Here is a 12,070-nt window from a genome sequence, read left to right on the forward strand (position 1 = left end):
CCAAAATGGAAATATGCATGGCTACGCTCCTTCCCTTCAAGAAAAGGACATCATACTCGACGTCCTCGGAAGGGCGGGCCATCCCATAACCAACATGCGTGCCTCTATCGAGGTCGCCGACATCTTCCGTGCGGCCGGGGCGGCGTACCGACGCGCGCATGCAGGACATTTGAGCTTGCCGCAACTAAAGGTGATGTCGGCGGTTGAGAACTGCCGCACTGCTGCCCTTGGCGGTCACGTCGAGGCCTGTGAGGATTGTGGCCAGTGGCGGATCGCCTACAACTCCTGCCGCAATCGGCACTGCCCAAAATGCCAGGGTGCCGCCGCGCGGGCATGGCTTGCCGAACGCGAGGCCGATCTGCTTCCGGTCGGCTACTTCCACGTCGTGTTCACGCTGCCGGCCGAGGTTGCCGAACGCTCGCCGTCGATGAGTTCATCCGCCGCTTCCTGCTCCATGTCTTGCCGCGCGGCTTCCATCGTATCCGGCACTACGGCCTTCTTGCAGGCTCTGCCCGAAAGACCAGCCTTGCGCTTGCGCGCGAACTCCTGCACGTCGCCGTACCGGCAGATGATACCGTTCCTGGCGAACACGATGACTTCCGCCCGCCATGCTCCTGCTGTGGCGGACGCATGATTGTCATCGAGGTCTTTGCACGCTGGAAGCAGCCGCGAGGACCACCAGATGCGACAACGACGACCCAGGAGACAGCTTCATGACCCGGCATGGAATGGCCAAGACTTCAACCGCAGGCATCACGCCTCCGGCGGCAGACCGACATGCGTCCGTGGGGATCAACGCCGTCGACAGGGTTGCGGCGAGCCGGGCGCCGGGCTGTCAAAGCCGCACGGGTGCGAAACAAAGCGGCCTTTCCGTAGCCATCGATCCACTTTCTAGCTGCGGGCTCCCCACCGCACGCATCAGCCGCAAATCGAAATCTCCATAGCATCAGCCTGGGGTCCGCGGGTTCCTTCCTCGGGGACTTTCGTACGCCTGCCGGCGCCCGAAACTCTTCGCGGGAGCGGACAGTCAACTCCCAGGGCACCGCTTTAAAAAACCGGACATCCGAGAGGATGACCACTCATTGGCCACCGCCGCCGCTCGCTTTACTCGATGCAGTAGCTATATCCTCCCTGCTGACATCCAGCATCGGCTTGTGGATCGACACCTGAACCGTTCGATCTGCCAACATCATCAGGACGACCGTCTCCTTTGGCGGGCATCCCGGCATATGACAGGCAAGCTCGTTCACGGACACAACTGCGTCATCCGACAGACCAAAAAGCTCACGGGTCCAGGCCTTGATGTCACGGGCCTTGCCCACGACACCGGCGGAACCGCGCGAGAGTGGATTGACGAAAGGCGCAGCCATGATCAAGCTCTTTGTGTTTTCGCCGAACCGGGCGCCAGCACGTCGAACAGCTCCCGGATAGGTTTGATCGGCATGTCCTGGCCGATCAGCACCACGCGGCTCGTGCGGTCACCGTCTGGCCAGCGCTCCAGGCGCTGTCGCGGATAGAGCCTGTGCTGGACCGCATGCGCCACCAGGGGGCGGTCCGGATCGTCCGTCAGCGCAAATATGCCCTTCATGCGAAGAAGACCTGAGGTCGTGTTGGTCGTCACGATGTGGAGAAAGGTCTCCACCGCCTGCGGGGTGAGCGGCACGTCGTGGGACAGGCTTATGGCTTCGATCTCATCACCATGACGGTTTGGGTCGTGGGCGTGGTCTGGATGCTTTGCCAGCCGTTCCATCGCCAGCCATCCCGGCACGTCGTCGGCCTTGCCGGAGATTGTGTAGTTGCCCTCACCGATGAGTGACGGCAGTTGGAAGCCTGTGTCGTGACGGTCATGATAGCGGGCCGACGGATTGAGGATGCTGAGTTCGGCCGCCCAGTCATGGCTTTCCGTCACCAGATCCGTTTTGGTAAGGACCACGTGGTCGGCAAAGGCAAGTTGCTTCCAGCCCTCGATAAAGCTATCGAGCGTCGCCCGGCCGTTCAGCACATCGAAGGCGGTGACGACGCTGGCGAGATGGAAGTGGCGTGCCACCACGTGGTCTCGAAGACCCATGGCGAAGGCACCGCCTGGAATGATGCTGTTGATGATGGGGGCGGGATCGGCCAGGCCCGTGGTCTCGATGATGACCCGCGATATGGGCGGCACCTCGCCACGCATCCGCGCCTCATGCAGATCGGATAAAGATGCCCGGACATCGCTGGTCGCGGTGCAGCAGATGCAGCCCGTCGTCGTGCGGAAATAGGTCTCCGACCCGGTGCGAACCAGGTCGTGGTCGATCGGCACGCTGCCGAACTCATTGACGATGACCGCCGTCCCATTCATAGCCGGATCGGCCAGAATGTCGTTCAGAAGGGTTGTCTTGCCAGAGCCCAGAAACCCGGTCAGCAGCGTGACCGGCACGGAATCGTAGAGCCGTCTCACCTCATCCTCCGTGGCAACGGGTGTCTTGCGCAATCGTCTGAGCAGCCCGCCGATCATCGTCTCAACCTGCGCTCCGTCTTCCAGAACATTAGGCCCGCCCGGCGGTGGCGCCAGGCAGGCCCGGTGGATCAGCCGCCAACAATCGCCGACTTGATGGTCTTCACGTTGTAACGGAACATGTCGATATAGGTGGATGCCGGGCCGTCTGTTCCCGAAAGCGCGTCGGAATAGAGCGTGCCGCCAACCGTCAGCCCCGTTTCCGCGGCGATCTGCTCGATCAAACGAGGATTGGTGATGTTTTCGAGGAAGATGGCGGACGCCTTGTCTTCCTTGACCTGGTCGACAAGCTTGGCGACGTCGGCTGCCGATGCTTCCGCCTCTGTCGAAATGCCTTCCGGCGCAATGAACTTCAGCCCATAGTCGCGCGCGAAATAGCCGAAGGCATCATGAGACGTGATGATGGTGCGCTTCTCGGCCGGAATGGCATCGACGGCAGCCTTCACCTCGGTCTCCAGCGCGGCAAGCTTTGCCAGATAGGCCTCGGAATTGGCGGTGTAGGTCGCGCAGCCGGCCTTGTCTGCTGCGCAGAAGGCATCGGCGATGTTCTTCACATAGGCCTCGGCATTGTGAATCGACTGCCAGGCATGGGGGTCGAACTCGCCGTGGTGATGATGGCCCTCGTGCTCGTGATCGTGATGACCGGCTTCTTCCTTTTCGGCGTGCTTGTGATCGTGGCCCGCCGCGGCGTGCTCCTCGCCCTCATGGTGGTGCTCATCCTCGTCTTCAGCGTTTTTGAGGGGTTCGATGCCCTTGCTGACCTCGACAACGGAAGCCTTGGTACCGCTGGTTTCGATCAGGCGGGACATGAAGCCTTCGAACTCCAGACCATTAACGAGAACGACGTCGGCACCTTCGAGCGCTGCCGCGTCGGACGGCCTGGGCTGGTAGACATGGGCGTCGCCATCGGGGCCGACGAGTGCGGTGATCTCGACCCGATCGGCGCCGACATTCTTGGCGAGGTCGGCGATGATGGAAAAACTCGCGACGACCTTCAGTTCGGCCGCGGATGCGCCGGATGCAATGCCGCCGACGACAAGCAGGCTGGTATAGGTGGCGAGGGTCAAGGTCCTGAACATGGAAAGCTCCTTTTGGCTTCAGGCAGTCTTATGGCGGCCGGAGACGAAGAGGCTCGCAAGCACTCCCCGGCGGCCCACCAAGGCGGAAAAGAGATAGAAGGCACCGGCGATGAAAATGATCGCGGGGCCCGATGGCATGGATGCGTGATAGGAGAGGAGAAGGCCGCTGACCGACGACAGCATCGCGATGGCGATGGCGATGATGCACAGGCTGCGCACGTCGTTTGACCAGAAGCGCGCGCCGACCGCCGGCAACATCATCAGGCCGACCGACAGAAGCGTGCCAAGGGCCTGGAACCCGCCAACGAGATTGAGCACCACGAGCACCAGGAAAAGCAGGTGGACCGGCCCGCCGATCCGGCTGACCGAGCGAAGAAAGAGAGGATCGAGGCATTCGGCAACAAGGCCGCGCCAGAAAACGAGAAGCACCGCGTATGTGACAATGGCGACGCCGACGATAAGCCCGAGCGCCTGGTTATTGAGGGCAAGGACCGAGCCAAAGAGCACATGCATGAGGTCGACGCTCGAGCCACGCCAGGAGACGATCAACACCCCGACCGCCAAGGATATCAGGTAGAAGGCCGCCATCGACGCGTCCTCCTTCTGCACCGTGAAGCGAGAAACAAGACCGGAGCCGAACGCGACCAGAAGGCCAATGGCGATGCCGCCAACCGTCATGGGGATGATTTCCAGACCAAAGAACAGGAAACCGATGGCCGCTCCCGGAAGAATCGCATGAGACATGGCATCCCCCGTCAGGCTCATGCGCCGCAGCATCAGGAAGACGCCGACCGGTGCGCAGGAGATCGACAGGATCAGCGAGCCGAAAAGCGCGCGCTGCATGAAGCCGTATTGGAGGAACGGTCCGAACAGATAATCAAGCAAGGCGAACGACCTCCTTCAAGGACTCCCGTTCGGGATGTGGGTGCCCGTGACCCGTCTCGGTAAGCCGCTCCTCGCACCAGCCCGCGTTTTCGTCCCATGCTTCCTGAAAGCCCCTGGCCCGGATTAGATTGTCGGGCGTCATGACATCCACAGTTTTCCCCCAGCTCACGAGCTTGCGCGCCAGCAGCATGGTTTGCGGGAAATACTGGTGCACCAGGGCGTGATCGTGCAGCACGCACAGGACGGTACGCCCCTCGGCAACCCAGGCCTTTATCAGCGTGATCAGGTCGGAGATGGTCCTGTCGTCCACCGCGTTGAAGGGCTCGTCGAGCAGGATCAGGTCGGCATCCTGCAGCATGGTGCGGGCAAACAGCGCCCTTTGCATCTGGCCGCCGGAGAGACTGTCAAGCGGCCGAGTCTCGAACCCGGCAAGGCCCACCGCCTTCAGACAAGCGGAAAGACCCGCCCTGTCCTGCGGCGTTACCCAGCCAAGCAGGCCGCGGCGCTGCCAGAAACCCAGCGACACGAGATCGATAACGCGAGCAGGGAAACTGCGATCCAACTCAGACTGCTGCGGCAGATAGGCCAGTCTACGAAAATGCGCCGTGCAGTGACCGCTGATCGGCTTCAGGATCCCTGCAATACCCTTGAGAAGCGTCGATTTCCCCGAGCCGTTCGCGCCGACGACTGCTGTGAGTGAACCCCGCTCCACCCGACCGCTGAGGTGATGAACAGCAGCATGGCCTTGGTATCCCAGTGTGAAATTATCGAATTCAAGGCAAATGTCGCTCATTGCATCCTCGGGGATTGACAGCGACTGCATATGTAATGTTATTACGTTCGTCAAATAAAATGTTACGTAATAACATTATATGAAGCAATCGATGATCGATCAATCCAGGAGAATGATCATGCGGCAACAGAACGAACCGACCCCCGTAACGGTGCTGACTGGCTATCTCGGCGCTGGCAAAACCACGCTGCTCAACCGCATCCTGACGGAGCCCCATGGCAAGAAGTTCGCCGTCATCGTCAACGAATTCGGCGAGGTCGGCATTGATAACGATCTCATCGTCGAGTCGGACGAAGACGTGTTCGAGATGAACAATGGCTGCATCTGCTGCACCGTGCGCGGAGACCTGATCCGCATTATCGAAGGCCTGATGCGCCGGCGTGACCGCTTCGACGGTATCCTCATCGAGACGACAGGTCTCGCCGATCCGGCGCCGGTGGCGCAGACATTTTTCGTCGATGAGGACGTGCGATCAAAGACGCGTCTCGATTCCATCATTACCGTCGTCGATGCCAAGCATCTGCTCGGCGAAATCGACCGGGCGCACGAGGCCCAGGAGCAGTTGGCATTCGCTGATACCGTCATCCTCAATAAAACTGATCTGGTTGACGACACTGAACTGACGATGGTGGAGCAGCGCATTCGCCGGATCAATCCAACCGCCAGCATCATCAGGTCACAGCGGTGCGACATCGATATATCGAGCCTTCTGGACCGCAAGGCGTTCGACCTGGATCGAATCCTTGAGGTCGAGCCCGGCTTTCTTGAGGAAGAGCACGATCATGAGCACGACGATCATGTGACCAGCTTCTCGCTCATCGAGCGGGAACCGATCGATCCGGGCCGGTTCATGAACTGGATGCAATCGACGGTTCAGGCTTTCGGCATGGATATGCTGCGGATGAAGGGGATCATCTCCTTTGTTGGTGACGACGACCGTTTCGTCGTCCAGGCAGTCCATATGCTGCTGGAAGGCAATTATCAGCGGCCTTGGAAGGAAAGCGAAGAGCGGGTGAGCCGGCTGGTCTTCATCGGCCGCGACCTGCCAAAGGACATCATTAGCGACGGTTTTTCCAAATGCCGTGCGGTCAGACAGGCCGCTGAGTAACCCGTCCCATACTTAAAATGACAACGTGAAGGAATAAAGCCCATGAGACTGTCTCTCATCCGCAATCACCTGCTGGCATCGATTGCCGCCGGCCTGGCGTTTGCCGCATCCGGCGCACTTGCGGAGGATCACGAAACCAACGAGGCCTGGCGCTTGTTCGTTGCCGATCACACGCAGCCAGTGGTGCGGGCCATAGACTTCACCGATGGCAAGGAAATCGCTCGTTATGACGTGAAAGGCTACGCGGCCTTGACTGCCAGCGCCTCGGGCCAGACTGTGTTTGCGACCCAGTCCGATCATGACATCGTTCATGTCATCAAGACCGGCATCGACTTCTCCGACCATGGCGACCATCGGGATCTCGATGTCTCGGATGTCGCTCTTCTGCCGGTGACCTTCGAGGGCAAGCGACCATTCCACGTCGTGCCGCATGACGATCACGCCATCCTGTTCTATGACCGCGGCGGCAAGGCCGAAATCATCGATGAAGCCCCCCTTCTCGAAGGCAAGGCCGAGGTGAAAACGGTGGATACGATCAAACCGCACCATGGCGTGGCGGTGACCATGGGTAACAAGGTGCTGGTGTCAGTGCCGAACACGGAGGTCGAAACCAAGCCGGATGAACTGCCGCCGCGTGTCGGTCTGCGCGTGGTCGATGAAGCCGGCAAGCAGGTTGGCGAGGTCACTCCTTGCAAGGACCTGCATGGCGAAGCCACCTCGGCGCGCCTCGTGGCTTTCGGCTGCAAGGAAGGTGTTCTCGTCGCCCGGCCCGGCGGCGTCGATGGGCCGAAACTTGAGATGCTGACCTACCCTGCCGATTTCCCCAAGGGCTATACCGGGACACTGCTCGGTGGCAAGGCCATGCAGTTCTTCCTCGGCAATTACGGTGAAGACAAGGTCGTGCTGATCGATCCTGACGCCGAACAGCCTTTCAAGCTGGTGGAACTGCCGACACGCCGCGTGGACTTCCTCCTCGATCCCGCCGAACCACGCAACGCCTATATCCTGACGGAAGACGGCGACCTGCATGTGCTCGACGTTATCAAGGGTGAGATCGTGAACAAGGCCCGGGTGACCGAACCCTACAGCAAGGATGGTCACTGGCGCGATCCCCGCCCGCGGCTGGCCGTCGCCGATGGCCAGGTCGCGATCACCGATCCGCGCCACTCCCTGGTTCGCGTCGTCGATGCCGAGACCCTGAAGGAAACGCGCACCATCCCGGTGGAAGGCCAGCCCTTCTCGATCGTTGCCGTCGGCGGCTCGGGCGCGTCTCACTAAACCGATAGACGGGAGGCCCGGAGCTTTAAAACAGGACCGGGCCTTCAGCTCACAGCGTCACCTTCCGGAGATGACCATGTTGCAGGCAGTTCATTGCAATGATCTGAAACTGACGAGGAACCAAAGCCTCGTGTTGTCGGTGCTGCAATCCTCAGATCAGCCGCTGAGCGCCTATCGGATTCTCGACCGCCTGCGGGATGACGGATTTAAAGCGCCGCTGCAGGTCTACCGTGCGCTGGACAAGCTGATTGAGGCTGGCCGTATTCATCGGCTTGAGAGCCTGAATGCCTTCGTCGTCTGCAGTCATTCCAAACATGGGCAGATTCATCCGCGTATCACGGCCTTCCAGATCTGCGAGTCCTGCGGCAAGGTTGATGAATTCCACAGCGAGATGGTGGAAGACGCTCTTGGCGTCCATGCCCGTAGCAGCGGCTTCAAGATCCGCTCCACCACGATCGAGGTTCATGGGCTCTGCGCCTGTTGTGACTGATCGTGGCCGCGGCCAATCCCGCTCAAAACTCGGTCAAATGATGTTATGTTATACCATATCAAGGATGCACCCATGAAAAAGCTTCCCGTCACCGTCCTTTCCGGCTTCCTTGGGGCCGGCAAGACAACATTGCTCAACCATATCCTCACCAATCGAGACGGCATGCGCGTGGCGCTGATCGTCAACGACATGAGCGAGGTCAATATTGACGCCGCCCTGGTCCGCGAAGGCGGCGCCAATCTGTCCCGCACCCAGGAGCAACTGGTCGAAATGACCAATGGCTGCATCTGCTGTACCCTGCGCGACGACCTTTTGCAGGAAGTGCGGGCTCTGGCCGAACAGGATCGCTTCGACTACCTGCTGATCGAATCGACAGGCATTGCCGAGCCACTGCCAGTGGCCGCCACCTTCGACTTCCGCGATGAAAACGGTCAAAGCCTGGCCGATGTGTCCAGGCTCGACACGATGGTCACCGTGGTCGACTGTGCCAACCTGCTCAAGAACTACAGTTCGACGGACTTCCTATCCGACCGAGGGGAGACGGCAGGCGAAGGTGATAGCCGCACGCTGGTCGATCTCCTGGTCGAACAGATCGAGTTTGCCGATGTGGTGATCCTCAACAAGGTGAGCACCGCAACGCCCGACGAGCACGATGCGGCGCGCAAGATCATCACCGGTCTCAACCCGGACGCCAAGCTCATCGAAACCGATTTCGGCAAGGTGGACTTGAAGGACGTGCTGGGCACCGGTCGCTTCGACTTCGCCAAGGCCGAGACGCATCCGCTTTGGTACAAGGAGCTGCACGGCTTCAAGGATCATATCCCGGAAACAGAGGAATATGGCATCCGCTCCTTCGTCTACCGTGCCAAGAGACCGTTCGATCCGATGAAGTTCCAGGACTTTATCAATAGGTCCTGGCCGGGCGTGGTGCGTGCCAAAGGCTTCTTCTGGCTGGCAACGCGGCCGCATCATGTGGGTGAGATCAGCCAGGCCGGTGCACTGGTGCGAACCGGCAAGATGGGCCTCTGGTGGACCTCGGTTCCAAGGGAGCAATGGCCGCAGGATCCGAGCTTCCTCAACATGATGAAGCCCTATCTCGACCCAGTCTGGGGAGATCGCCGCCAGGAAATCGTCTTCATCGGCGCCGACCCGATGGATGAGGCAAAAATCCGCGCGGAGCTGGATGCGTGTCTGATCGACAGCCCGGTCTTCGTTCCGGAGCTCTGGCGCAACCTGCCAGATCCCTTTGCAAGCTGGGACCGAAAGGCGGCCTGAAACCCGGTGCCTTCTGTCAATTGACAGCAGGGACCCATCATGTAGAAATCGTCAGGTCAAGGTTCTTCCATCTCTGGTGGAAGCTAAGAGGGAATCCGGTGCGATACCGGAGCTGTCCCGCAACTGTAAACGGCGAGCCGTCTCCTAATACGTCACTGACCCGCAAGGGTTGGGAAGACAGGGGAAGGCACTGACCCGTGAGCCAGGAGACCTGCCTGACAAGATAGAATTCCGCGGTCGGGGTCTGCCGCCGGAATGGCTCGTCCGTGAACCGCGGGTTCACGTGCGTCGTCATTTCGTTGCAAGCCTCGACCGTTCACGCGCGAGGCACGCAGTGACGACACAGACAGAACCCGACGAACGGCGCGCCGTTCTTCTCATCGCGAAATCCGCTTTTGCCGCGGCGCCTCACGCCGACATGGCGCGCATTGCGGGCGTCACGGCAGAACACCGGCCTGACGCTGTCGTGCGTTACGCCTTCACCGAACAGGGCACTCCGTCTCTCAAGGACGCGCTTCTGGCGCTGGTCGGCGAGGGCTGCTCTCATGTCAGCATCGTCCCGCTTGTTCTGCCCATGGAGCCCGGCTTTCAGACCTGGCTGCAAAAGGTGATCCGCCGCTGGCGAAACGAGGACCACCGGCCATGGCCGGAGATAGCGGTCACCAGACACATTGCGGCAAGTCCAGTCATGGCCGCGCTGCTCGAGGATCTGGTCGCCTCAGCCACATCCCTAGACCTTGCCGTCGATCAGAAATCCCTCGCCGAAGGTTCCCTTGTGCCGGACCAGAAACGCCGGGTCCTGGTCTGCCAGGGCGGTCCCTGCAATGCCGCAGGTGCCGACGCCCTCTGGTGCCATCTGCGCAACGAGCAGCAGCGCCTGAAGCTGAGGACAACGGGCGACGGCACGATGACGGCAAAATCCACCTGTCTCGGCCCCTGCAATCTCGCCCCTGTCCTGCAGGTCTTTCCTGAAGGAACCTATTACGGCGGGGTCACCGAGGCGGCCATCGACCGCATCATCACCGAACACCTGCTGGGAGGCAGGGTCGTTCAGGACTTTGCCTACGAGCCGACCGGCCGCAAACAGCGGCTTCGCATCGTGGCCGAACAATCACCATCAACAGGAGAATAACATGAATTATCTAACGCGGGTGACGCTGGCGGCGCTGGCGACTGCCTATGCGACTGTCACCTCGCCGGCCTTCGCGCAGGACGCCGCACCTGAAGACGAGCAGGTTTTGCGCCTCGTGACGGCAAATATGCCGCGCTCGCTTGATCCGATCAACATTGACGCCCAGCGCATTATCAACAACGGCTTCGCCGAGCCGCTAGTGCATGCCTCGTTGGACGGGTCCCGCCTGATCCCCGCGCTTGCAGCTAGCTGGGAACTGGTAGAGCCCACCGTATGGCGGATAGAACTTCGGCCAAACGCGGTGTTCTGGAGCGGCGCACCCGTCGATGCCGCATCGGTGCAAGCCTCCTTCGAGCGCCACCAGAAAGAGAACAAGCGCGCGGCCTCTATCCTGCGAGGCGCGAGTTTCAAAGCCGTTGGCCCGACCACACTGGAGATCCGCACCGAGCGCCCGGACCCGGCCTTCCTGTTCAAGACGGTGACGATCGCTATACACAATGTCGCGCGGGTGGCCGAGCTTGGCGAACGCTATGCCCTGGAAGCCGATCTCTCAGGCTACTTCAAGCCGACGGAATTCGTACCAGGCGAACTCGTCGTGGCGGAACCCTTCGCGGGCTACTGGGGCGAACAGCCGAAGCTCAAGCGGCTCGAGGCACGCTTCGTGGTCGATCCCCAGACCCGCTATCTCGCCATGCAATCAGGCGAGGCTGACATGGATGCCAACGTCCAGTTCGAACAGCGCCGCGCCTATATCCGCAGCGACGACTACAATTTTCCGGCGGTCAACCAGAGCAACTGGAACATCTGGATGAACTATCGCAATCCGCTGCTCCAGGATGTCAAACTGCGGGAAGCACTCAGCCTCGGAACGGATCGCAACGAGATCGTCGATGGCGTTATGGCGCCCTTCGCCACCCATTCGACCGGGCATTTCCCGGCGGGCCTTCCTTATGCCATCGAGACAAGGCAGGAAACCAACCCCGAGCGTGCCAAGGCGCTTCTGGACGAACTCGGCTGGAAGCCCGGTGCGGATGGCATCCGCGAACGGGACGGCAAGAAGCTGGAATTCAACGTGCTGACCTATGGCTGGTGGCAGACGGTGGCCATCGCGCTTGAGGCGCAGTGGCGCAAGATCGGTGTCTCCGCCAAGTTGCAGGTGGTGGAGCCGACCGCGTCCAACCAGATCATGCTGGATGGTGCGTTCGATATCGCGACCTATTGCTCTTGCGGCACGGCGACCGGCGACCTGCACGGCCAGCTCTCCAGCTTCTACCGTTCGGATTCCACGCAGAACTGGCAGCGCTATGCGAACCCCGAGGTCGACGCCCTGATCGACCAACTGCGCACGGAGGCCGATACCGAAAAGCGTTTCGCCCTGGCCCGCGAGATCCAGCAGAAGGTGATGGCGGATCAGGCGTTGATTTACGTCGCCAATTCGGAGTTGATCGGCATTGCCCATGCCAAGCGCGTTGCAGGCGTTGATCCGGAACGGCCACGCGACATAACCCCGTCGATGTATATCGCGGCGGAATGAAC

General features: G+C 60.6%; 11 protein-coding genes, 1 pseudogene and 1 riboswitch. Of the genes and pseudogenes, 7 read left to right on the forward strand and 5 right to left on the reverse strand.

Annotation, left to right across the window (positions count from 1 at the left end):
- Positions 1-94 precede the first annotated feature (94 nt).
- Positions 95-717 (forward strand): annotated as a pseudogene (locus tag B9A97_RS26345) (transposase zinc-binding domain-containing protein).
- A gap of 362 nt (positions 718-1,079) precedes the next feature.
- On the opposite strand, the gene B9A97_RS26355 reads toward B9A97_RS26345, so the two are convergent.
- The 5 genes from B9A97_RS26355 to aztA all read right to left on the reverse strand — a co-directional run bounded on the left by B9A97_RS26355 (position 1,080) and on the right by aztA (position 5,251).
- Positions 1,080-1,370, reverse strand: a complete 291-nt coding sequence (locus B9A97_RS26355) for a hypothetical protein (protein WP_084368813.1) — start codon at positions 1,368-1,370, stop codon at positions 1,080-1,082.
- Between the two features lie 2 nt (positions 1,371-1,372).
- On the reverse strand, positions 1,373-2,494 hold the full coding sequence (locus tag B9A97_RS26360; protein WP_084368814.1) for a CobW family GTP-binding protein: 1,122 nt from the start codon (positions 2,492-2,494) through the stop codon (positions 1,373-1,375).
- 71 nt (positions 2,495-2,565) lie between these two features.
- Entirely contained in the window at positions 2,566-3,573 is a 1,008-nt protein-coding gene (gene aztC, locus B9A97_RS26365; RefSeq protein ID WP_084368815.1) for a zinc ABC transporter substrate-binding protein AztC, read from the reverse strand.
- Positions 3,574-3,591: 18 nt separating this feature from the next.
- The gene (aztB, locus tag B9A97_RS26370; protein WP_280164100.1) at positions 3,592-4,458 is read right to left on the reverse strand and encodes a zinc ABC transporter permease AztB; all 867 of its coding nucleotides are present in this window, start codon (positions 4,456-4,458) and stop codon (positions 3,592-3,594) included.
- Positions 4,451-5,251, reverse strand: coding sequence for a zinc ABC transporter ATP-binding protein AztA (aztA, locus tag B9A97_RS26375; RefSeq protein WP_084368848.1), 801 nt, complete (start codon positions 5,249-5,251; stop codon positions 4,451-4,453). Before aztA ends, aztB begins: the two co-directional genes overlap by 8 nt.
- 118 nt (positions 5,252-5,369) lie before the next feature.
- On the opposite strand from aztA, the gene B9A97_RS26380 reads away from it, so the two are divergent.
- From B9A97_RS26380 to B9A97_RS26405, 6 genes are all read left to right on the forward strand, one after another.
- A complete protein-coding gene (locus B9A97_RS26380) occupies positions 5,370-6,359 on the forward strand; it encodes a CobW family GTP-binding protein (protein WP_084368816.1) in 990 nt (329 codons plus the stop codon).
- A gap of 42 nt (positions 6,360-6,401) precedes the next feature.
- A complete protein-coding gene (gene aztD, locus B9A97_RS26385; protein WP_084368817.1) occupies positions 6,402-7,637 on the forward strand; it encodes a zinc metallochaperone AztD in 1,236 nt (411 codons plus the stop codon).
- Between the two features lie 76 nt (positions 7,638-7,713).
- Positions 7,714-8,127, forward strand: coding sequence for a Fur family transcriptional regulator (locus B9A97_RS26390; protein ID WP_084368818.1), 414 nt, complete (start codon positions 7,714-7,716; stop codon positions 8,125-8,127).
- 72 nt (positions 8,128-8,199) lie between these two features.
- The gene (zigA, locus tag B9A97_RS26395; RefSeq protein ID WP_084368819.1) at positions 8,200-9,402 is read left to right on the forward strand and encodes a zinc metallochaperone GTPase ZigA; all 1,203 of its coding nucleotides are present in this window, start codon (positions 8,200-8,202) and stop codon (positions 9,400-9,402) included.
- A gap of 42 nt (positions 9,403-9,444) precedes the next feature.
- A riboswitch (cobalamin riboswitch) is annotated at positions 9,445-9,636 on the forward strand.
- Between the two features lie 100 nt (positions 9,637-9,736).
- Entirely contained in the window at positions 9,737-10,534 is a 798-nt protein-coding gene (locus B9A97_RS26400) for a (2Fe-2S) ferredoxin domain-containing protein (protein ID WP_244564367.1), read from the forward strand.
- A gap of 1 nt (position 10,535) precedes the next feature.
- Entirely contained in the window at positions 10,536-12,068 is a 1,533-nt protein-coding gene (locus B9A97_RS26405; RefSeq protein WP_084368820.1) for an ABC transporter substrate-binding protein, read from the forward strand.
- Positions 12,069-12,070: the final 2 nt, after the last annotated feature.

The organism is Rhizobium sp. RU36D, from assembly GCF_900176345.1.
In the GTDB taxonomy this organism is placed as follows: domain Bacteria; phylum Pseudomonadota; class Alphaproteobacteria; order Rhizobiales; family Rhizobiaceae; genus Allorhizobium.

Excerpts from the sequence above, each read along its gene's own strand:
- B9A97_RS26405 (WP_084368820.1), top strand. The coding sequence starts at position 10,536 with ATGAATTATCTAACGCGGGTGACGCTGGCGGCGCTGGCGACTGCCTAT.
- zigA (WP_084368819.1), top strand. The coding sequence starts at position 8,200 with ATGAAAAAGCTTCCCGTCACCGTCCTTTCCGGCTTCCTTGGGGCCGGC.
- aztD (WP_084368817.1), top strand. The coding sequence starts at position 6,402 with ATGAGACTGTCTCTCATCCGCAATCACCTGCTGGCATCGATTGCCGCC.
- B9A97_RS26355 (WP_084368813.1), bottom strand. The coding sequence starts at position 1,370 with ATGGCTGCGCCTTTCGTCAATCCACTCTCGCGCGGTTCCGCCGGTGTC.
- aztC (WP_084368815.1), bottom strand. The coding sequence starts at position 3,573 with ATGTTCAGGACCTTGACCCTCGCCACCTATACCAGCCTGCTTGTCGTC.
- B9A97_RS26380 (WP_084368816.1), top strand. The coding sequence starts at position 5,370 with ATGCGGCAACAGAACGAACCGACCCCCGTAACGGTGCTGACTGGCTAT.
- B9A97_RS26390 (WP_084368818.1), top strand. The coding sequence starts at position 7,714 with ATGTTGCAGGCAGTTCATTGCAATGATCTGAAACTGACGAGGAACCAA.
- B9A97_RS26360 (WP_084368814.1), bottom strand. The coding sequence starts at position 2,494 with ATGATCGGCGGGCTGCTCAGACGATTGCGCAAGACACCCGTTGCCACG.
- aztA (WP_084368848.1), bottom strand. The coding sequence starts at position 5,251 with ATGAGCGACATTTGCCTTGAATTCGATAATTTCACACTGGGATACCAA.